A 20,448-nucleotide genomic window follows, 5' to 3' on the forward strand; every position below is an offset into this window, starting at 1 on the left:
GGCCATGCACCGTGTCAACCGATGGTCATCAGACTCGCATTGCCGCCCGCAGCCGCCGTGTTGACGCTCAGCGCGCGTTCCACCACCAGGCTCTCCAATGGCACCGCCGTGTCGCCGGGCACCAGGGCCCGCATGCCGACGATGGCGCCACGGCGCGCGGCCAGCGCCTGGAGCGTGGCGCGCAGCGCGGCCGCCTCGCCATGTTGCAGCACGGCATCGAAATGCACGGTGGGGGCGGTCCAATCCTGCGCGGTGGCGACGGCCTGCTGCACTTCCAGCGGCAGCGAGGCCAGCAGGCGGCCGGTGTCGGCACCGGCCGGCCACACCGCGGTGCTGCCCACCGCCAGCACGGCGGCCAGTTGCACCAGGCGGTCGGCATCGTCGGCGGCCAGGCACAGCACGGCCTCGCGCGGCAGCAGGGTGTAGACGTTGCGCTCGCCGGTCGGGCCGACGAGCGTGCGCGAATGGCCGCTGCGCGACAGGCGGCCGAAGCGTTCGCAGGCGGCCGCCAGCACGGTGCGCCCACCGCCGTGGGCCCAGGCCTGCAACGCGGCCAGCGCGGTCGGTGGAGCGGCGACGGCGCCGCCATCCGACGCCGATGGCGGGTTGCCCGGATCGGACGCCGCCAGCGCCCGCGCCATCACGTCGTCCGGTCGCGTGGCCAGCATGCGCAGCATGTACAGGGGGCCACCGGCCTTGGGGCCGGTGCCCGACAGGCCCTCGCCACCGAACGGCTGCACGCCGACCACGGCGCCGACGATGTTGCGGTTCACGTAGACGTTGCCGGCCTTGGCGTTCTGCACCACCTGGGCGATGGTCTCGTCGATGCGCGTGTGCACGCCAAGCGTGAGGCCGTAGCCGGTATCGTTGATCTGGCCGATGAGCGCGCCCAGGTCGCGCCTGCGGTACCGCACGACGTGCAGCACCGGGCCGAAGACCTCGCGCTGCAGCTCGGCCAGATTGTCCAGCTCGATCAGCGTCGGCACGACGAAGGTACCGTGCGCCGTCGCATCGCTATTGCCGTCATTGCGCGCCTGGCGGAACACCTTGCGGCCACGGCCCTGCATCGCCGCCACATGGCGCTCGACGCCGTCACGGGCTTCGGCGTCGATCACCGGGCCGACGTCCACCGCCAGCAGCGCCGGGTTGCCGATGCGGTTCTCGGCCATCGCGCCCTTGAGCATGTCGATCAGCCGGTCGGCCACCTCCTCCTGCACGCACAGCACGCGCAGCGCCGAACAACGCTGGCCGGCGCTGTCGAAGGCGGAGGACAACACATCGGTCACCACCTGCTCCACCAGGGCCGAGGAGTCGACGATCATCGCGTTCTGCCCGCCGGTCTCGGCGATCAGCGGCACGGGCCGGCCATCGGCGCCGAGCCGCGCGGCCAGCGTCTTCTGCAGGATGCGCGCAACCTCGGTGGAGCCGGTGAACATCACCCCCTGCACCCGCGCATCACCCACCAGCGCGGCACCCACGCTCTCGCCCCGACCAGGCACCAACTGCAGCGCCGCGCGCGGCACGCCGGCCCGCCACAGCAGGCGCACGGCCTCGGCCGCGACCAGCGGCGTCTGTTCGGCCGGCTTGGCCAGCACCGGATTGCCGGCGGCCAGGGCCGCGGCCACCTGGCCAACAAAGATCGCCAACGGAAAATTCCACGGGCTGATGCAGACCATCGGCCCCAGCGGCTTGTGGGTGTCGGCCGCGAAATCGCTGCGCGCCTGCGCCGCGTAGAAACGCAGGAAGTCCACGGCCTCGCGCACCTCGGCAATGCCGTTCGCAAAGGTCTTGCCGGCCTCGCGCGACAGCAGGCCGAGCAGGCGCGGCAGGTTGGCCTGCAGCAGGTCGGCCGCGGCTTCGAGCTGGTTCGCGCGGTCCGCTGGCGCCGTGGCGGCCCACTCGGGGGCGAAAGCCGCGGCATCGGCGACGGCCTGGCTCACATCGGCGAGCGTCGCGTCGGTCACCTGGCCGACCACGTCGCGCAAATCGGCAGGATTGAGCACCGGTGCGGGCGCCTGGCCCGCGCTGGCCGCCGAGGCCATCAGCGGCCCGGCCACCCAGGCCTCCTGCGCCGACTTCTGCAGCGCGTCGCCGAGCTGGCGCAACTGGTCGTCGTTGGCCAGGTCGAGGCCGGTGGAATTGGCGCGCGCCCGGCCGTACAGCGCCGGCGGCAGCGGGATCGCGGCATGCGGCAGGCCGACCGCCCCCTCCCTCGCCGCCATGTGTTCGACGGTGGCGACCGGGTCTTCCACCAGCAATTCGATGGCGATGGTCGGGTCCGCGATGCGGTTCACGAACGAGGTGTTGGCGCCGTTTTCCAGCAGCCGGCGCACCAGGTAGGCCAGCAGGGTTTCATGCGTGCCCACGGGGGCGTAGATGCGGCAGGGCCGGTTCAACTTGCCGGCCGCGACCGGGCCGACGACCTGCTCGTACAGCGGCTCGCCCATGCCGTGCAGGCACTGGAATTCGTACTGGCCGGGCTGGTAGCTGGCCGGGTCGGCCATGTGGTAGATGGCCGACAGCGTGTGGGCGTTGTGCGTGGCGAATTGCGGATAGACCGCATCCGGCGCGGCCAGCAGCTTCTTCGCGCAGGCCAGGTAGGACACGTCGGTATAGGCCTTGCGCGTGTAGACCGGATAGCCGGCCAGGCCGTCGATCTGCGCGCGCTTGATCTCGCTGTCCCAGTAGGCGCCCTTCACCAGCCGCACCATCAGCCGGTGGCCGCTGCGCCGCGCCAGGTCGACCACGAAGTCGATCACGAAGGGACAGCGCTTCTGGTAGCCCTGGATCACGAAGCCGATGCCGTTCCAGCCGGCCAGGCCCGGCTCGAAACACAGCTTTTCCAACAGGTCGAGGGACAGCTCCAGCCGGTCGGCTTCTTCGGCATCGATGTTGAGGCCGATGTCGTACCGGTGGGCCAGCAGCGTGAGGTCGCGCAACGTTGGGTACAGCTCGGCCATCACGCGGGCATGTTGCGCGCGGCTGTAGCGCGGGTGCAGGGCCGAGAGCTTGATCGAGATGCCTGGCCCCTCGTAGACACCGCGGCCGGCCGACGCCTTGCCGATGGCATGGATCGCCTGTTCATAGGACTGGCGGTAGCGCTCGGCGTCATGCGCGGTGAGCGCGGCCTCGCCGAGCATGTCGTACGAATAGCGGAAACCTTCGGCCTCGAGCTTTTTCGCGTGGTCCAGCGCCTGGGCAATGGTCTCGCCGGTGACGAACTGCTCGCCCATCATGCGCATGGCCATGTCCACGCCCTTGCGGATCAGCGGCTCGCCGCCCTTGCCAATGAGGCGGGTGAGCGTGGTCGACAGGCCTGACTCGCTGTGCGTGGCCACCAGCTTGCCGGTGAGCAGCAGGCCCCAGGTGGCGGCGTTGACGAACACCGACGGGCTGCGGCCCGCATGCGACTGCCACTGGCCGTTGGCGATCTTGTCGCGGATCAGCGCGTTGCGCGTGGCCGCGTCAGGAATGCGCAGCAGCGCCTCGGCCAGGCACATCAGCGCCACGCCTTCCTGCGACGACAAGGCGTATTCCTGCAGCAGACCCTGCACCAGGCCGGCGCGGCCGGTGGCGTTCTTGCGTTGACGCAGTTGCAGGGCGATGCGTTGCGCGAGCGCCTGGGCCTGCGCGGCCATGGCGGTCGGCAGGCGCGCGGCCGCCAGCAGCGGCGGCAGTGCTTCGGGCTCCGGGCGGCGGTAGGCCGCGGTGATAGGGGCGCGCAGCGGCGGCACCTCGTCGTGGGCGGCAAGGGCATCGGCGAACGGGGCAGCGAAGGACTGTGGCATGGCAGGATCCATATGGTGAATAGATCGATGATGCCGAAGAGTTACGCGAATAACTCTCTCAAATTACCATACTTCGCCGAATTAAATTCCATTCAAGGCCCCGCCACGGTTTTGCCCTCCTCCCTGCTGGAGGAGGGTTGGGGGCATACCGACTACTGCGGCACGTTGATGGACGTCCCCGCGAAGCCGATCTGATCCGCCGTCGCCGGCGTGCCGCTGATCGCCGGCACGTTGGCCGCCGTGATCGCCGGCGCCGCACCGGGCGTGCCGCCGCGCGGCGTGGTGCGCACCACCTGGCTCGGCGGCAGCGCCGTGCCACTCTTGAGCCGCGCGTACATGGCGTTCATGGCCTGCGTGAAGTAGGCGTGCAGCGGCACGAAACGGCTGTCGAAGCCGCTGAACGGGTTGAACGCGTCGAAGTGCTGCGCATTCGTCACCTCGATGTAGCGCAGCTGGCTGGTGCCACCTTCGACGACCCGGTTGTAGGCCGCATAGGCGCGCTCGGAGTTGTTGACCGGGATCAGCGCATCGCTGCGCCCGCCGACCATCAGCACCGGCTTGCCGCGCAGATTGCCGTTCAACAGCACCTCGGCCATGCCGGCGCGCACCGCGTCGCTCTGGGCCTTGGTGGGCACGCTGGTGGCGGTGAGCGCCGCACCGCTGACGGTGTCCACGCCGGTGACCAGCGCGCGCTGGCACAAGGCGCCGTCGAGTGCGAAATCGGCCGTGCCGCTGCCGGGCGATACCGCCAGCGTCCAGCCCGTGGCGCCGCCGACCGCGGTGTTGAGCACCGGCGTGGCCGGCGAACCGTTGGCCGTGCCGTTGCCCAATGCATAACTCTGCGCCCTGGTGGCGGCGGCCACGGCCACCGGGGCACCGGACGCGTTGACGGCGGCCAGGCTCATGCCGCAGACGTTGTCGGCCACCGAGAAGCGGCCGTAGGCGTTGACGTACATGGTGGAGATGATCACCGCGTTGCCCAGCCCGTAGTGCGCGTTGTGCATCTGGTCGTTCGCCGTGCTCCAGCCGTAGGCGCGCAGCCGGGCCAAGGCGTCGTTCGCCTGGTCGGCTGTGGTGGCGCCGGCAACCAGCCCCCTGGCCGCCAGGGCGGCACAGCGGTTGGTGGCGCGTGCCGTCATCGCCACCAGCGGGATGTAGTTGAAGGTCGAGGTCTCTGTCATCAGCGCCGCACTGGCCAGCGCCGCGCAGGGCTGGTACAGGTTGGCCACGGTGAAGTAGTCGATCAGCGGCTTGCCGTAGCCCGGCACCGCCGTGCCGCCGAACTGCACGCCGTAGCCGGCCGTGGTGGACGGCTGGGCACTCGGCTCGAAGGCCACCACGCCGTCGATCAGGCCGTCGCTGTCCTGCTCGGCGGCACGCAACACCGCTGCGCCGCCGTTGGACACCGAGGCGGCGATGATGGTGGTGTTGCCGGCATTGAACTTCACGCGGCGGTTGTTGCCGTCCACGTCACCGTATTCCTGGTTCAGCGCATACAGCGCGTAGCGCGCGGCGGCCAGCGTGTCGTTGCCCCAGTCCTTCTCGGGATTGAGCTGAGAGTGCGCGTGTTTGAGCGCCAGCCGGTTCGGAAAGGCCGCGTTGAACGCGCTGCGCACGGTGTCGGTGAGGTTGGCCGCGAAGTGCGCCAGGCTGCCGGCCGCGGCGCGCGTGGCCCGCGTGCCGTCGATGCGGTGCACGGTGTCGTCGCCGGGGTCGTACAGGCCCATGCCCTTGCCGGCATCGGTGAGTGCCACGGCGCAACCGCGCTTGAGCCCCCATTCGCCGGCCGACGAGATGGCACCGTAGACGCCGCGCGAACCCGAGGACGGGCCCACGACCACGCAGGGCGCGTTGACGTCGAAGCTGTCGGGGATCTGCACCACCATGGCCACGCGTTTGCGGCCGGCGCTGTCGTCCAGCACCCCGAGGTACTCGAGGCCGGGCACCAGGCCCTCGCCCCGCGTGTTGGCACCACTCAGGTCGATGTTCGGCCCGAACAGCACGCCGTAGCCGCCACCCGCCGTGGCGTCGACCAGGCCCCGGTAGTTGGACTGGATCGCATTGCGCCGCAGTTCCTCGGCCGTCGGGTTGAGCGGATCGGCATAGGCCGGCACCGCGGCCGTCGAGGCCAGGCCGGACTTGCCGAGACCGGCGGTCAGCAGGTCCTGCGTGGCCGCGGTGCTGCCGCTGCCGGTGGCCGTGGCCCGGTAAGCGACGCGGCTGAGCTGGCTGACGTTGCCGGGCAGCGTGTTCACGCCCGGCCCGTCGGAGCCGCCGCCGCAGCCGGTGAGTCCCGCCGTTGCCAAGAGGGCCAGTGCTGCGGCGCCCCCCGCCGAGATCGTGCCCGATGCGATGCCGCGACCCATGGATCTTCTTTGCATGTCGTCTCCTCGTTTTGTTTTGAAAGCCTGGATGGACCGCCGCCACTCTAGTGGGGAACGGCACCGAGCGGGGCCAGTTTCGGCTCAGGGTTTTCCTGTGCCCGGTTGGCCGAGCAGATCAGGCGCCCGGTGCCGCCAGCCAGTCCGCCAACAGGCCGGACACTGCCACCGGCCGCTCCATGGTCGCCATGTGGCCGGACTCCTCGACCACCGCCAGCCGCGCGCCGGGAATGCGATCGGCCATCTGCACGTGGCGCGCCAGCGGGCTCCAGGTGTCCTGCCGGCCGCAGGCCACGAGCGTCGGGCAGGCGATGCCACCCAGCACCGGCGTGGCATCGGGGCGGGCGAGCAGCGCCTGGATCTGCGCGGCGAAGATGTCGGGCGACTTGCGCTCGATCATGGCCAGGATCTCTTCGAACACGTCCCCGGGCAAGCGGTCGGCAAGCCGCGTCGGGTGCACCATGCCCAGGGCCCAGGCCTCCCCCATGGCCCGCATGCCGTGCCCGCGCGCCGTCGCCAGCAACGCGTAGCGCTGCGCGCGCTCGTGCTCGGCGGCACTGCCATCGGGCAAGGGCTGGTAGCCGGTGTCGAGCAAGGCCAGCCGCTCCACCCGCTCGGGTGCGAGCCGCATGATCTCCAGCGCCACCCGCCCGCCCATGCTGTGACCGGCCAGCGCGAACCGCGGCGCGGGTGCAGCCTGCAGCGCCAGGCGTGCCATGGCCTCGATGGAATCGCTCATGCCGTAGTCGGGCACGACACAGCGCGCCAGGGACGCCAGGGCCACCGACTGCGCGGCCCACACGGCCTGGTCGCACAACAGGCCCGGCAGCAGCAATAGCGCTGGCAACGGTGCGGTCGATGGCGCGGGCTGGCCCGCGGGCTGGAATGGATCGGTTTGGCTCATGCGACAAATGGTGAATAAGAACAAGAAAAGCGTTACTTGAAAATTGACTCTATTGATAGCACTCCGTGCAGATCCCTGCTGTTCAAAAGTCGAATTTCGTTCACCGTTTATAGCCGACAAAATCGGAACTTGTTGCGGCGCAGCAATCTGAGATAAGATCGCGCGGCGCAACAATTGAAACAAAACCATCTGCGCTGAAATGTGCCGGAAACAGTGGCACCGCATAGTGTGCTCCGTTGTGCAGCCACCAAATTTCAGGAGAGTCTCGTGCCCAATTTCCTGCCCCATCTCCTGCCCGTGACGCAACGCAAGCCGCTGGCACAGGACCCGGCAAGACCCTCCTCGATGTTCAAAGCCACCCCCTTGGATCGTCCATACGACACGCCCATCACCGTAATGCCCAAAGCCAGAGCCGCCGGTCGCAGCTGGCTGCAGGCGCTGCTGCCTGGCTTCGGTTCGGTGCGCGGCCGCATCGCCAGCATCCAGAAGAGCATGCTGGTGGAACTGGGCCAGGTGGCGAGCCTGCCATTGCACGAGGATGCGCTCGCCCGCCAGATCGTACAGGCCGAGGATGCCGAGACGCTGTGGGCGCTGCGCTTCGCATTGGCCGAAGCCATCGGCAGCGTGCGCGGCGACGTGGTCGCGCGCCAGAAAATGACCGAGATCAGCTTCATGTTCGCCGGCCTGCTGCGCCGCCGCGTCGAAGCGCCGACCGCCCTGTCCGGTGAAAACGTGGTGCGCCTGCCTTCGCGCGGTCCGCAGCCCGGCGCCCGCTCCTGAGCCAGTCCGGCCGGTGAGGCCGGCAAGGCCCGGCACCGTCGCCACGCAGCTGCGTGGACAATAGCGCGGTGAGCATCCCCCAGACTTTCATCCATGAATTGATCGCCCGCGCCGACGTGGTCGAAATCATCGGCCGCTATGTGCAGCTCAAGAAGGGCGGCGCCAACTTCATGGGCCTGTGCCCGTTCCACAGCGAGAAGTCGCCTTCTTTCTCGGTCAGCCCGAGCAAGCAGTTCTTCCATTGCTTCGGCTGCGGCAAGAGCGGCGATGCCATCGCCTTCCTGATGGAGCACACCGGCGCCACCTTCCACGAGGCCGTGGAGGACCTGGCCCAGCAATACGGCATGCAGGTGCCCGAGGACGACGCCTCGCCGCAGGACAAGGCGCGCGCGGCGGAACAGCGCCAGAAGCAAAGCACGCTCACCGGCGTGCTGGAACAGGCCGGCGACGCCTTCCGCAAGCAGCTCAAGAACTCCGTGCGTGCGGTGGACTACCTCAAGGGCCGCGGCCTGTCGGGCGAGGTCGCCAAGCAGTTCGGCCTGGGTTATGCGCCGCAGGGCTGGCGCAACCTGGCCAGCGTGTTTCCGAACTACGACGACCCGCTGCTGGCCGAGAGCGGCCTGGTGATCACCAATCCCGACGAGCACACCGGCGAGGAAAAGCGCTACGACCGTTTCCGCGACCGCATCATGTTCCCGATCCGCAACGTGAAGGGCGAATGCATCGGTTTCGGCGGCCGCGTGCTCGGCGACGAAAAACCCAAATACCTGAATTCGCCGGAAACGCCGGTGTTCAGCAAGGGCCGAGAGCTTTACGGCCTGTTCGAGGCCCGCAATGCCTTGCGCGACGCGGGTTACGTACTCGTGACCGAAGGCTACATGGACGTGGTGGCGCTGGCCCAGCTCGGCTTTCCGAATACCGTGGCCACGCTCGGCACGGCCTGCACGCCGGAGCATGTGCAGAAGCTGTTCCGTTTCACCGATGCCGTGGTCTTCAGCTTCGACGGCGATGCGGCCGGCCGGCGCGCGGCGCGCAAGGCGCTGGACGGCGCCCTGCCCTTCGCCAGCGACGTGCGCAGCGTGAAGTTCCTGTTCCTGCCGCCGGAGCACGATCCGGACAGCTACATCCGTGCATTCGGACGCGATGCTTTCGCGCGCTACGTGGCCGAAGCCACGCCGTTGAGCGTCTTCCTCGTGGAGGCAGCGCGCGAAGGCTGCGACCTGAATGCCGCCGAAGGCCGCGCGCATTTCGCGAGCAACGCCAAGCCGCTGTGGAATCTGCTGCCGGAAGGCGCGCTCAAGCGCCAGTTGCTGGGCGACATCGCCGACCTGGTGCAGCTCAACACCCGCGAACTCACCGAGGTCTGGCTCGGCAAACCCGCCAGCAGCCAGCGGCGCGGCGAATACGGCGACTTCGGCAAGAAGAACGACGGCCAGCCACGCTTGGACCGCAACGGCCAGCCCTGGCGCAGCAAGTTTCCACAACGCAACGAAGCCCCGCGCCCGACCGGCCGGCTGTTGCCCGCCAGCCGCGCCGACCATGCCGTGCGGCTGTTGCTGAGCCATGCCGCGGCCTGGGACAAACTGGGCAACGAAGACCACGCGATGTTGTGCGAACTGCCTGGCGCGCACGGCGGGCTTTTCGTCTGGCTGGAAAGCCAGCTCCACGAACACGGCCCGCAACCCTGGGGCATGCTCAGCGAAAGCCTGCGCGGGCAGCCCTTCGAGCCGCTGGCCACCAAGGTCATGGCCCGCCCGGATGCCGGCCCTGCCGCGGCCGCGCCGGAGACCAGCACCCACCCGGGCGAGGAACTGGCGCAGGAATTGCGCAACCTGCTCGACCTGATGCTGGTGGACCGGATCAAGAGCCAGATGAGCCAGCTCGTGGACGCTGTGAGCAAGGGTGACGCCGAAGCCCTCAAGCGCTACCAGGAACTGTCGCAAAGGCTCAGCGAACTGGCCCGCACGGCCAAGGCGGCAGCCTGAATCGAGGCCCGCCTATCACGTTTTGGCCTTGAATTTCAGGTTACAGGCTATAATCTAAGGCTTACTGCTCGGCAAGAGCGACAGCAATACCTCCGGCCCCGGCCCCATCGATGCCACCGCGCACATGGCCACTCCGCCGCAAGGGTTGCATGCCAAATGATCGCCCACACATCTTGCCTATGAGGGAAGTTTCGAAGAAGTCTTCGAATTTTTCCTCGGTCATGCACCCGCGTCGGGATTCTTGCGGCGCTTGGTCGTTTTTTCGTCTGCTTTGAAGTTCCAAGGTTGTCCCATGCCTGCTCAAAAGTCCGAGAAGTCCGTCAAGCCCGCAGCCCCTGCTGTCGTGAACCCCGCCAAAACAGCCTCCAAGGCCACGGCCAAGCCCGCCGCCAAGGAGTCCGCCACGCCCGCCTCGAAAGTCAAAACAGTGCCAGCATCGAAGTCCCCTGCCGCCGTCAAGGAAAAAGCCGCTCCCGTGTCCGCCGACGACACGCCTGCGAAGAAGAAGCCGGGCCGTCCGCCCAAGACGGTGGTGGTCGCGACCGAAGCCAAGCCCAAGCCGGCCGGCGCCAAGCGCGGGCCCAAGCCCAAGGGCTCGATCTCGACCGAGATCAACGAAGATGACCTGATCGAGATCGAGGAAGACCCGGTCGAGGAACCGGCGCCGGTGCTCACGGCCAACGGCGAAAAGGTCAAGCCGCTGCGCATGAAGATCAGCAAGGCCAAGGAACGGGCCTTGATGAAGGAGTTCGGCCTCGACGAGACCGTGCTTTCCGAGGAAGACATGGCCAAGCGCCGCCTGCGGCTGAAGGCGCTGATCAAGCTCGGCAAGACGCGCGGCTACCTCACGCACGGCGAAATCTCCGACCACTTGCCCGACAAGCTGATCGACGCGGAAACGCTCGAGGCCGTCATCAACACGCTGAACGACCTGGGCGTGGCGGTGTACGAGCAGACGCCCGACGCCGAATCGCTGATTCTGACCAACAACGCGCCGGCCGGCAGCACCGAAGAAGAAGCCGAGGAAGCCGCCGAGGCCGCGCTGTCCACCGTGGACAGCGAGTTCGGCCGCACCACCGACCCGGTGCGCATGTACATGCGCGAGATGGGCACGGTCGAGCTGTTGACGCGTGAAGGCGAAATCGAAATCGCCAAGCGCATCGAAGGCGGCCTGATGCGCATGATGGAAGCCATCAGCGCCAGCCCCGCCACGCTGGCCGAGGTGTTCCGCCTGGGCGAGGAAATCCGCGAAGGCAAGATCGTCATCTCGACCGTGGTGGATGGCTTCTCCAACCCGAACGAAGCCGACGATTACGTGGCCGAAGAAGACTTCGACGAATTCGACGCGGCCGACGACGACGACGGCAAGGGCGGCTCCAAGGCGCTGACCAAGAAGCTCGAGGAACTGAAGGTGGAGGCGCTCACGCGCTTCGACCGGCTGCGCGGCCTGTTCGAGAAGGTCCACAAGATCTACGACAAGGAAGGCTACGGCACGCCGCACTATGCCAAGGCCCAGGCCGCCCTGAGCGAAGAGCTGATGACCATCCGCTTCACCGCCAAGACCATCGAGAAGCTGTGCGACCTGCTGCGCACCCAGGTGGACGACGTGCGCAAGAAAGAACGCGAACTGCGCCGCATCATCGTCGACAAGTGCGGCTATCCGCAGGAACAGTTCATCGCTGACTTCAGCGGCCGCGACAAGATGGGCAACAAGGTGCCGTCGCACCTGCTCGACCTCAAGTGGATCGAGAAACAGGCCGCGTCCGGCAAGCCCTGGGCCGCGATCATGGCGCGCAACATTCCGCCGGTCCAGGACCTGCAGCAGAAACTGACGGACCTGCAGGCGCGCGTGGTGGTGCCGCTGGACGAACTCAAGGGCATCAACAAGCGCATGAACGAAGGCGAGGCCTCGTCGCGCGATGCCAAGAAGGAAATGATCGAGGCCAACCTGCGCCTGGTGATCTCCATCGCCAAGAAGTACACCAACCGCGGCCTGCAGTTCCTCGACCTGATCCAGGAAGGCAACATCGGCCTGATGAAGGCCGTGGACAAGTTCGAATACCGCCGCGGCTACAAGTTCTCGACCTATGCCACGTGGTGGATCCGCCAGGCCATCACGCGGTCCATCGCCGACCAGGCGCGCACCATCCGCATCCCGGTGCACATGATCGAGACCATCAACAAGATGAACCGCATCAGCCGGCAGCATCTGCAGGAGTTCGGCTTCGAACCCGATGCCTCGATCCTGGCCGAGAAGATGGAGATCCCGGAAGACAAGATCCGCAAGATCATGAAGATCGCCAAGGAACCGATCTCGATGGAAACACCGATCGGCGACGACGACGACAGCCACCTCGGCGACTTCATCGAAGACGGCGCCAACACCGCGCCGATCGAAGCCGCCATGCAGGCCGGCCTGCGCGACGTGGTCAAGGACATCCTCGACTCGCTCACGCCACGCGAAGCCAAGGTGCTGCGCATGCGCTTCGGCATCGAGATGAGCACCGACCACACGCTGGAAGAAGTCGGCAAGCAGTTCGACGTGACGCGCGAACGCATCCGCCAGATCGAAGCCAAGGCGCTGCGCAAGCTCAAGCACCCGAGCCGCAGCGACAAGCTGCGCAGCTTCATCGACACGCTGTAAACGGCTGCGTCTCGCTCGAAAGCCCCGTTGCCAGAGATGGCGGCGGGGCTTTTTTCATGCGGTCCGCGGTGCCTGGCCCTCGCTGGTCACCCATTCCCATAACGCCAGACCCAGCAGATCACGCAGCGTGGCGACGCCGACCGCGGTGATCGCCAGTGAACGGGCGCCGGCCTTGCGCGACAGCCAGCCCTGGTCGAGGCAATGCGCGCAGATCATTGCGCCGAGTCGGCCTGCGACATGCGACCTGCGTTCACTCCAATCCAGGCAGGGCCGGCAATACGGACGGCCGCGGCCACCGCCCGGCGCTGCGGACGCAAGAGTGATACCCCAGGGCCGCAGCAACGCTTCAGCCCGGTCCGTGACCAGGCCGGCCTCGCCATCGAAGGTGATGGCGCCATCGGCCTGAAGGCGTTCGGCAATGGCCAGGCCGAGGCGGCCGGCGATGTGGTCGTAACACATGCGGGCCATGCGCATGGACTCGTCGCGCGGGCCCGGCACGACGCTGCGCCGCGGCGGTTTGTCGCCGGCGATCTGCATGATGCCCTCCAGCATCTTGGCCACGTCGCCGGACGACAGTCGATGGTAGCGATGCCGTCCGCGTTGCGCCACGGCCATCAGCCCGGCTTCGACCATCTGCGCCAGATGCTTGCTGGCTGTTTGCGGCGACACGCGACCGGCCTTCGCCAGTTCATTGGCCGTGAGCGAACGTCCGTCCATCAACTCGAGCAGCATGGCCGCGCGGGCCGGCTCGCCGACCAGCGAGGCGATGCGTGCAATCTGATTGATGTTCATGGCCCCAGCTTACGGCATGGCCAGAAGTGACGCTTCGTCCCGCACCGAAGCATTCAGGACCCGGATGCCATCAGCATCCATGGTTTTGCGGCGTTGGCCGTCTTGCCTGAAAGCTTCTCATGACCCACATCTCCTCTCGCACGCCGCCCCCCGTTTTTGATGGCGACACCGTTGTGCGCGCAGCCTTCGTGCTGGCGCTGTTCGGCTGGGGCGTCGGCTTCTACGGGCCGCCCATCTTTCTCTATGCCGTGGTGTCCCGCACGGGCTGGTCCCTGCCTCTTGTGTCGGCAGCCGTGACGCTGCACTTTTTGTTCGGCGCCTGCGTGGTGGCCTGCCTGCCGCGCATCCATCGGCGTTTCGGACTGGCGGCGACGACGGCTGGCGGTGCAATCCTGCTGGCCCTCGGCTGCATCGGCTGGGCATGTGCCATCCAACCCTGGCAACTGGGCCTCGCAGCACTTTTCACGGGCGCCGGCTGGGTACCCCTGGGGGCGGCCGGCATCAATGCCATCGTCTCCCCCTGGTTCGTGCGCACGCGTCCGATGGCGCTGGCCAAGGCCTACAACGGTGCCAGTCTCGGCGGCATGCTGTTCTCGCCGATGTGGGTGGCCTTGATCGGCCAGTATGGTTTTCCGGCCGCGGCCTTGGTGGTCGGACTGGTCATGGTCGCCGTGGTGCTGCCGCTGGCCGGCGGCGTGTTGGTCAGGACGCCAGAAGCAGAGCCGCAAAACACGAACAAGGCTCAGCCCGGCCGTGATTCCACCCAGGCGGCGGCCCCGGTGTCACCCGCCCGACACAGAGCCGCACGCTGGCGCGACCGCGCCTTCCCGACGCTGGCCGCAGCCATGGCGCTGGGCCTGTTTGCCCAGATCGGAATGATCGCCCAGCTGTTTTCTCTGCTGGCGCCGGCCATCGGCACCACGGCGGCGGGTTGGGTGATGGCCATGGCGACGGGCTGTGGCATGGGCGGCCGGCTGGCCGTCGCCCGCCTGCTGGGCGCGGGAGCAGACCGCCGCCGTGCCGCCTGCGCCAGCTACGCGATCCAGGCCTGCGGCACCGCGCTGCTCCTGGCCGCGCCGCAGCAGTTGCCGCTGGTCGTCCTGGGCGTGGCGCTGTTCGGGCTCGGCATCGGCAACGCCACTTCGCTGCCGCCCTTGATCGCGCAAGCGGAGTTTGCGCCAGCCGACGTGCCGCGCGTGGTGGCGCGCTGCGTCGCAATAGCGCAGGCACTGTACGCCTTCGCCCCGGCCGCCCTGGCCCTGCTGCTGACGCATGAAGGCCATGTGGCATTGACCCTCGGCGCTGGCACGCAGGCCTTCTTCGGCACGGTCCTGCTGATCCAGTTCCTGGCCATCGCCTGCATGTGGGCCGGCCGAGCCACTCAAAAGCAATGACCTATACCGGTGGCGCCAGCCAGTCCGCACGTTCGCGCCCGGCCCAGACCAGTTCGGCGTTCAATCCGTCGCTGGCATCGATGCGCGCCTCGGCCTGCTCGGGGGTGAAGCCCCAGGCGCGCTGGTGGCGCTCGGCGAGCTGGCGCCGGGCCTGCGCGGGCGGCACGTCGAGGAACCACACCTCGTCGAACAGGCCCTGCAAGTCCCAGCCGTCGCCCTGGTGCAGCAGGTACAGGCCTTCGACCAGCACCAGCCGGGTGTCGGGCGTGACGGTGAACGCATCGGCCACGGGATCGCCGATGTCGTGCTGGAAGTCGGGCCAGGTGACGGCGCGGCCCTCGCGCAAGGCCTGCAGGTGCTGGCGCAGCCCGGCCGGATCGAAGGTCCAGGGTGCGCCGCGGCGGGCCAGCGCCAATGCCGGGTCGGGCATCCTCGCCAGCGCGGCGCGCGGCAGATGGAACCCGTCCATGCCCAGCACCTGCATGCGGCCGGCACCCGCCTGCCGGTTGACCGCATCGGCCCAGCGCGCGGCCACCGTGCTCTTGCCCGCGCCGGGCTGGCCCACCAGGCCCACAAGGATGCGTGGACGGCCGCTCGCCAGCAGCGCCAGCAGGCGTTGGACCGCGGCCGAAGGCGCCCCGCTAGGGATGTCCATGGTTTAGGCGCCTACAGCATCCGCTGGTCGACCAGGCCTGGGCGGCCGGAGTAGCGCACCAAGGCGTCCAGCGTCTCGACCTGCACCCGCGCGGCGCGCTGGCCGTAGACCTGTTCCTTGAGCCAGGCCGCCTCGGCTTCGAGCAGTGCTGCGTCGTCGAGCCGGGTGTGCCAGACCTTCTGCGCCGCGTCCCAGCGGTAGCCGCGATCCTTCAGCAAGTCCTTCGCCTCGAACGGCGCACCGGTCGCCTGCAGCCGGTAGCGCAGCGTGGGTGCGCTGGCCAGCAGCCTGGCCAGGCCCGTGTGCCTGCTGGCCGGCAGGTCGGCCTGCAGCACCGCCAGCAGCGCGTGGCAGTCCATCTCGGCGCGGTGGGCGTCGTAGAACAGGCCCAGGCCGAACGCCAACGACTCGAGCTTGGAAGAACCCCGGCCTTCGGCCTTCCAGTCGATGTCGGCGAAGGAACAGGCCCAGGCCTTGGCCGCGAAGTCAGGCAACCGGGCCTCGACGAAGGGCCGGTCGAAGCCCGCGTTGTGGGCCACGATCAGATCGACGCCGGCCAGCAGTTCAGCGATGCGCGCCTCGTCCAGCCGCTGGCCCTGCACCATGGCATCGTCGATGCCGGTGATGGCCTGCACCTCCGCAGGGATCGGCTGGCCGGGGTCCTCGAGGCCGTCATAGACCTGCACCGGGCCCACAGGCTGGCCGGTGGCACGGTCGACATCGACACGCAGCAGGGCCAGTTCCATGATCTTGTCGCGGGCATGGTTCAGGCCGGTGGTCTCGGTGTCGAGGATCAAGAGCCGCGCGACGTCGGCCGCAGGCGCCGGCGTCCCGAAATCCAGGCGCGGCACGAGGCGGCGCAATACGCGGTAGTCCGGATGCGCATCGACCCGTTGTGCGAGTGTTTCGAAATGCTCGGACGTCGCAGCGGCCACGGCGGCGGGCTCGGCGGCGGTGAGGCCGACCGGCACGATGGCCGGCGCTGCGACCGGCACCGCCGGCGATGCCCCGCTCAGGTCGAGTCCAACCGACGGCGGCGCGACACGGGCCGCCACGGCCGGCTTAGCCGTGTTCTTGCGCACGGGCTTGCGCGGGGCCGCCGGGACGTGGATGACGACCGGCACGCCATCTTCGAAGCCGAATCCAAGTTGCTGCATCATGCGGGCACCGCCCTGGGCGTGGGATCGTTGTTCATGTCGTCCATGGCTACTTTCATTGAGGCTCCGATTGTCCGCGCAGAATGCACGCGCCACCGCGTCGAAACCGGCTGTCTCCTGCGAAGAAAGTGCAACAGCCGGTGAGCGCATTCACCGCGCGGGTGCCTTGATGACCTTGCGGAAATCGCAGCACGCCTGCGCCAGCGCCACCACGTCCTGCAGGAGCCGGCTGGCGTCGCCGGCGCGGCGCACGGCCACGTACGGTACGGCCGGCACGGGCGGGTCGGTACGCACCACCGTCAGCAGCCGGCTGCCGAACAGGCCGCGCACACAATGCAACGGCATGGTGGCCACGCCCAGGCCGGAAATGGCCAGGCCGGCCAGCGCCAACAGGCTGTTGCTGGTGACGCTTTGCGTCATGCGCAGACCGTTGTCGCCGAGCCAACGGTCCAGGATGATGCCGGAGCCCGAAAGATGGCCCTGCGTGAGCAGCGGAAAGCGCGCGAGGTCCGCCAACGGCAGCACGCGCCGGCCCGGCAGCAGGCCGGGGCGGCAGAACCAGGCGTTGTCCACCTCGGCCAGCGGCGTTGTGACGCAGTCCGGATGTTCGAAGGCGTCGGGCACCACGATCACGTCCACCTTGCCGGCCGCCAGCTTGGCACGCAAGCCCGTGCTCAAGTCCACATCGGGCTCGATGGCCACCTTGGGGTAGCGCTCGCGCAGCCGGCCCACCAGCGCCGGCAGCCAGGTCAGCGCGGTGAGCTCGGTCACCCCTAGTCGCAGCTGGCGCACCAGCACCTCGGGCCGGCCGATGGTTTCTTCGAACTGCTCCCGCTGGCGCATCAGCGACTCCACCATCGGCAGCAGTTCCACCCCCTTGGGCGTGAGCCGGGCCAGCCGGCCACTGCGATCGAACAGCTCGGTGCCGAATGCCAGTTCGAGTTCCTGAACGCGTTTGGAGATCGCCGCCTGGCTGGTGTGCAGGCGCTCGGCCGCGCGCTGGAAGCCGCCGAGCCGGTGTATCCAGTGAAAGGCCTCGATCTGCTTGAAGGTCACCATGTCCGAGTCTCCAGGTTTGCGGCACGCCGCCGTTTTTTCATCGCTTTTGGTGATGTTAAATCATCATTAAATATCGCTTTTTATTCTGTCGATGCCCGGCCAGAATCCGCTGGGACACCAACGACCGAACGATTGCCATGCACGCCGACACCAACATCGTCCATCCAGCTGCGCCCGTCGATCCGGCACAGCTCTTCGAGAGCCTGCACCGGCTGCCGGTGGCCATCCTGAGCGACAGCCTTCTGCGCTTGCGGGGCTGCGTCGGGCTGCAGCCCCTGGGCGCGCCGGTCAAGCTCGTAGGCACGGCCATGACGGTGAAGACCCGGCCCGGCGACAACCTGCTGATCTACAAAGCCATCATGCTGCTGCAGCCCGGCCACGTGCTGGTGGTCGATGGCGCCGCGGACTCGACCAACGCCCTGGTCGGTGACCTGATCCTGCGCTACGCACGCCAGCGCGGCTGCACCGGCTTCGTGATCGACGGCGCGATCCGCGACCGCTCGGCCTTCACCGAGGCCGGCTTCCCCTGCCACGCACGCGCCGTGAGCCACCGCGGCCCGTACAAAAACGGCCCGGGCCACGTGAACGTGCCGGTCACGATCGGCGGCCAGACCGTCATGCCGGGCGACTACGTCGTCGCCGACGAAGACGGCGTGGTGAGTTTTTCCCCGTCGGAAGCACACAGTCTCGTAGAGGCGGCTCACCAGGGGCTCATGCGCGAGCGCGCCATCGCCGAAGAAATCGCAACCGGGCGCGTCGCGCAGGCCTGGCTCGACAAAGTCCTCGCCCCGCACGGGCTGGCCTGAATCATTTCAAACCATCTGGAGACAAAACATGCACCGAAAAAATTTCACGCGCCGCCTGGCCGGCGGCACGGCCATTGCCGCCGCACTGCTCGCGGCCGGCCTCGCGCAGGCACAGGCCCAGACGTATCCCGACAAACCGATACGCTTCGTCGTGCCCTGGCCTGCCGGCGGCGCCACCGACCAGGTGGCGCGCATCCTGTCGGTGCCGCTGTCGCAGGCACTCGGTGTGCCCGTCATCGTCGACAACAAGGCGGGTGCGGGCGGCAACATCGGTACGCTGGCCGTGGCACGTGAGAGGCCCGATGGCTACACCATTCTGCTGGCCACGAGTTCCACCAATGCGGCGGGCCCCTACCTCTACGCCCGGCAAGGCTTCGACCCCGCCAAGGATTTCACCGCCGTGGTGCAGTTGTGCTCGATCCCGAACATCATGGTCGTTCCCGCCAAATCACCCTGGCGCAGCCTGAAGGATGTGGTCGATGCGGCGAAGAAGGAGCCCGGCAAATTCACCTATGGCTCGGCCGGCATCGGCGGCTCGCAGCATCTGGCCGGGGCGCAGTTCAAGACATCGGCGGCCATCGATATCCGCCACGTGCCCTACAAGGGCAGCGGTCCTGCGGCGCAGGACCTCATGGCCGGCCACATCGACATGATGCTCGACACCGGCTCGCTGGGCAGCATCCGCGGTGGCGTGCTGCGCCCGCTGGCCGTGGCGGCAGACAAGCGCCTGCCGGTGCTGCCGGATGTGCCCACCTTCGCCGAAGCCGGCACGCCGATGCTGGCCTCGGCCTGGTACGGGGTGATGCTGCCGGCCGGCGCACCCGCAGAGGTCGTGGCACGCCTCAACAAGGAGATCAACACCCTGCTGCTCAAGCCGGAAATCCGCACCAAGCTCCAGGACATGGGAGCGGAGGTGGCAGGCGGCAGCGCCGAGACTTTCAGCAAGTTCTCACTGGCGGAGATCAAGCGGTATGAGGGCATCGTGCGGACCTCGGGGGCGCCGCAGGAGTGAAAACGCCCGAAGGGGCGCGATCCACCGGTTCAGGCGAAGTTCTCGGTATCGACTTCGCCCGTCCCCTGCGGCGCGTAACGCGGGCCGACCACGTTGTGTTGGTTGATCAGCGCTTCGACACGCGCCATCGCGTCGGCCGACAGTTGCACCTCGGCCGCGCCGAGGTCTTCGTGCAGGTGATCCAACCGCGTCGTGCCCGGGATGGGCACGATGTGCGGCGCCTTGTGCAACAACCAGGCCAGCGCCAGCTGCGCGGGTGTGCAGCCGAGTTCGTCGGCCAGCGCAGCATAGGGGGCCAGCAGCTTCAGGTTGGCGGCGTAGTTCTCGGGTGAGAACCGCGGCATGGGCCGGCGGATGTCCTTCGCGTCCAGCGTGCTGACGTCGGTGAGCCTGCCGGTGAGGTAAGCGCGCGCCAGCGGGCTGAACGCGACGAAGGCCGCGCCGATGTCGCGGCAGGCATCGAGCACCGCGATCTCGGGGTTGCGCGTCCACAGCGAATATTCGGTCTGCACCGCGGTGATCGGATGCACGGCGTGCGCCTTGCGGATGGTGGCGGCGGACACTTCGCTCAAGCCGATGGTCTGCACCTTGCCCGCGCGCACCAGGTCGCTCATCGCGCCCACGCTGTCCTCGATCGGCACCCGCTTGTCCCAGCGGTGCAGGTAATAGAGATCGATCACGTCGGTCTGCAGATGGCGCAGGCTGTTCTCGCAATCGCGGCGGATGGCGGCCGGGCTGCCGTCGATCACGCGTTTCACGCCGTCGTCGAATTGCACGCCGGCCATGCCGCCCTTGCTGGCGAGCGTGAACCGGCTGCGGTGCGGCTTCATCACGCGGCCCACGAGCTTTTCATTGGCGCCGAAGCCGTAGAGCGCGGCGGTGTCGAACAGCGTCACGCCCGCGTCGAGGGCGGCCAGCAGGATGCGCTCGCCCTCTTCCGGCGACGGCGGCACGCCGTAGGCATGGCTCAGGTTCATGCAGCCGAGGCCGATGGCGGAGACGGTGAAGGGGCCGATTTGGCGGGTTGGCATGGCGGAACTCCTCGTCGAAAAATGGAAAAAGGGGCCGGCCCAATCATCGCGACTGGACGT

Annotated in this window: 14 protein-coding genes; 6 read left to right on the plus strand and 8 right to left on the minus strand. The window is 68.1% G+C overall.

Annotated elements, in window-relative coordinates; all coding sequences use genetic code 11:
• Nucleotides 1-14: 14 nt before the first annotated feature.
• The 3 genes from putA to RD110_RS16915 all read right to left on the minus strand — a co-directional run bounded on the left by putA (nucleotide 15) and on the right by RD110_RS16915 (nucleotide 7,073).
• Nucleotides 15-3,800, minus strand: a complete 3,786-nt coding sequence (gene putA / locus RD110_RS16905; RefSeq protein WP_157900227.1) for a trifunctional transcriptional regulator/proline dehydrogenase/L-glutamate gamma-semialdehyde dehydrogenase — start codon at nucleotides 3,798-3,800, stop codon at nucleotides 15-17.
• 140 nt (nucleotides 3,801-3,940) lie between these two features.
• The gene (locus tag RD110_RS16910) at nucleotides 3,941-6,154 is read right to left on the minus strand and encodes a 3-hydroxybutyrate oligomer hydrolase family protein (protein ID WP_076200552.1); all 2,214 of its coding nucleotides are present in this window, start codon (nucleotides 6,152-6,154) and stop codon (nucleotides 3,941-3,943) included.
• 133 nt (nucleotides 6,155-6,287) lie between these two features.
• A complete protein-coding gene (locus RD110_RS16915; protein ID WP_076200553.1) occupies nucleotides 6,288-7,073 on the minus strand; it encodes an alpha/beta fold hydrolase in 786 nt (261 codons plus the stop codon).
• 396 nt (nucleotides 7,074-7,469) lie between these two features.
• Here RD110_RS16915 and RD110_RS16920 point away from each other — a divergent pair, with 396 nt between their 5' ends.
• From RD110_RS16920 to rpoD, 3 genes are all read left to right on the plus strand, one after another.
• Complete coding sequence (locus RD110_RS16920; protein WP_157900228.1) at nucleotides 7,470-7,853, plus strand: hypothetical protein; 384 nt, start codon at nucleotides 7,470-7,472, stop codon at nucleotides 7,851-7,853.
• 68 nt (nucleotides 7,854-7,921) lie between these two features.
• On the plus strand, nucleotides 7,922-9,838 hold the full coding sequence (dnaG, locus tag RD110_RS16925; RefSeq protein ID WP_076200555.1) for a DNA primase: 1,917 nt from the start codon (nucleotides 7,922-7,924) through the stop codon (nucleotides 9,836-9,838).
• Between the two features lie 292 nt (nucleotides 9,839-10,130).
• Nucleotides 10,131-12,482, plus strand: a complete 2,352-nt coding sequence (gene rpoD / locus RD110_RS16930) for an RNA polymerase sigma factor RpoD (protein ID WP_083686318.1) — start codon at nucleotides 10,131-10,133, stop codon at nucleotides 12,480-12,482.
• Nucleotides 12,483-12,536: 54 nt separating this feature from the next.
• On the opposite strand, the gene RD110_RS16935 is transcribed toward rpoD, so the two are convergent.
• On the minus strand, nucleotides 12,537-13,274 hold the full coding sequence (locus RD110_RS16935) for an ArsR/SmtB family transcription factor (protein ID WP_076200557.1): 738 nt from the start codon (nucleotides 13,272-13,274) through the stop codon (nucleotides 12,537-12,539).
• 119 nt (nucleotides 13,275-13,393) lie between these two features.
• Here RD110_RS16935 and RD110_RS16940 point away from each other — a divergent pair, with 119 nt between their 5' ends.
• Nucleotides 13,394-14,668: an MFS transporter gene (locus tag RD110_RS16940; RefSeq protein ID WP_076200558.1), complete on the plus strand. Its 1,275-nt coding sequence runs from the start codon at nucleotides 13,394-13,396 to the stop codon at nucleotides 14,666-14,668.
• Nucleotide 14,669: 1 nt separating this feature from the next.
• On the opposite strand, the gene RD110_RS16945 is transcribed toward RD110_RS16940, so the two are convergent.
• The 3 genes from RD110_RS16945 to RD110_RS16955 all read right to left on the minus strand — a co-directional run bounded on the left by RD110_RS16945 (nucleotide 14,670) and on the right by RD110_RS16955 (nucleotide 17,539).
• A complete protein-coding gene (locus tag RD110_RS16945) occupies nucleotides 14,670-15,323 on the minus strand; it encodes a nucleoside/nucleotide kinase family protein (protein ID WP_076200559.1) in 654 nt (217 codons plus the stop codon).
• Nucleotides 15,324-15,334: 11 nt separating this feature from the next.
• Nucleotides 15,335-16,483 (minus strand): 3'-5' exonuclease, encoded by a 1,149-nt coding sequence (locus tag RD110_RS16950; RefSeq protein ID WP_239467055.1) that lies wholly within the window; start codon nucleotides 16,481-16,483, stop codon nucleotides 15,335-15,337.
• Between the two features lie 147 nt (nucleotides 16,484-16,630).
• The gene (locus tag RD110_RS16955; protein WP_076200560.1) at nucleotides 16,631-17,539 is read right to left on the minus strand and encodes a LysR family transcriptional regulator; all 909 of its coding nucleotides are present in this window, start codon (nucleotides 17,537-17,539) and stop codon (nucleotides 16,631-16,633) included.
• Between the two features lie 137 nt (nucleotides 17,540-17,676).
• Here RD110_RS16955 and RD110_RS16960 point away from each other — a divergent pair, with 137 nt between their 5' ends.
• Both RD110_RS16960 and RD110_RS16965 read left to right on the plus strand, forming a co-directional pair.
• Nucleotides 17,677-18,345, plus strand: coding sequence for an RraA family protein (locus RD110_RS16960; protein WP_076200561.1), 669 nt, complete (start codon nucleotides 17,677-17,679; stop codon nucleotides 18,343-18,345).
• 28 nt (nucleotides 18,346-18,373) lie between these two features.
• Nucleotides 18,374-19,357 carry a Bug family tripartite tricarboxylate transporter substrate binding protein gene (locus RD110_RS16965; RefSeq protein WP_076200562.1) on the plus strand — a complete coding sequence of 328 codons (984 nt, stop codon included), beginning with the start codon at nucleotides 18,374-18,376 and terminating at the stop codon, nucleotides 19,355-19,357.
• A 29-nt stretch (nucleotides 19,358-19,386) separates the two neighbouring features.
• On the opposite strand, the gene RD110_RS16970 is transcribed toward RD110_RS16965, so the two are convergent.
• Nucleotides 19,387-20,388, minus strand: coding sequence for an aldo/keto reductase (locus RD110_RS16970; protein ID WP_076200563.1), 1,002 nt, complete (start codon nucleotides 20,386-20,388; stop codon nucleotides 19,387-19,389).
• Nucleotides 20,389-20,448: the final 60 nt, after the last annotated feature.

Source organism: Rhodoferax koreense (assembly GCF_001955695.1).
Lineage (GTDB): Bacteria > Pseudomonadota > Gammaproteobacteria > Burkholderiales > Burkholderiaceae_C > Rhodoferax_B > Rhodoferax_B koreensis.

Excerpts from the sequence above, each read along its gene's own strand:
- putA (WP_157900227.1), bottom strand. The coding sequence starts at position 3,800 with ATGGATCCTGCCATGCCACAGTCCTTCGCTGCCCCGTTCGCCGATGCC.
- RD110_RS16910 (WP_076200552.1), bottom strand. The coding sequence starts at position 6,154 with ATGGGTCGCGGCATCGCATCGGGCACGATCTCGGCGGGGGGCGCCGCA.
- RD110_RS16915 (WP_076200553.1), bottom strand. The coding sequence starts at position 7,073 with ATGAGCCAAACCGATCCATTCCAGCCCGCGGGCCAGCCCGCGCCATCG.
- RD110_RS16920 (WP_157900228.1), top strand. The coding sequence starts at position 7,470 with ATGCCCAAAGCCAGAGCCGCCGGTCGCAGCTGGCTGCAGGCGCTGCTG.
- rpoD (WP_083686318.1), top strand. The coding sequence starts at position 10,131 with ATGCCTGCTCAAAAGTCCGAGAAGTCCGTCAAGCCCGCAGCCCCTGCT.
- RD110_RS16935 (WP_076200557.1), bottom strand. The coding sequence starts at position 13,274 with ATGAACATCAATCAGATTGCACGCATCGCCTCGCTGGTCGGCGAGCCG.
- RD110_RS16940 (WP_076200558.1), top strand. The coding sequence starts at position 13,394 with ATGACCCACATCTCCTCTCGCACGCCGCCCCCCGTTTTTGATGGCGAC.
- RD110_RS16945 (WP_076200559.1), bottom strand. The coding sequence starts at position 15,323 with ATGGACATCCCTAGCGGGGCGCCTTCGGCCGCGGTCCAACGCCTGCTG.
- RD110_RS16950 (WP_239467055.1), bottom strand. The coding sequence starts at position 16,483 with ATGATGCAGCAACTTGGATTCGGCTTCGAAGATGGCGTGCCGGTCGTC.
- RD110_RS16955 (WP_076200560.1), bottom strand. The coding sequence starts at position 17,539 with ATGGTGACCTTCAAGCAGATCGAGGCCTTTCACTGGATACACCGGCTC.
- RD110_RS16960 (WP_076200561.1), top strand. The coding sequence starts at position 17,677 with ATGCACGCCGACACCAACATCGTCCATCCAGCTGCGCCCGTCGATCCG.
- RD110_RS16965 (WP_076200562.1), top strand. The coding sequence starts at position 18,374 with ATGCACCGAAAAAATTTCACGCGCCGCCTGGCCGGCGGCACGGCCATT.
- RD110_RS16970 (WP_076200563.1), bottom strand. The coding sequence starts at position 20,388 with ATGCCAACCCGCCAAATCGGCCCCTTCACCGTCTCCGCCATCGGCCTC.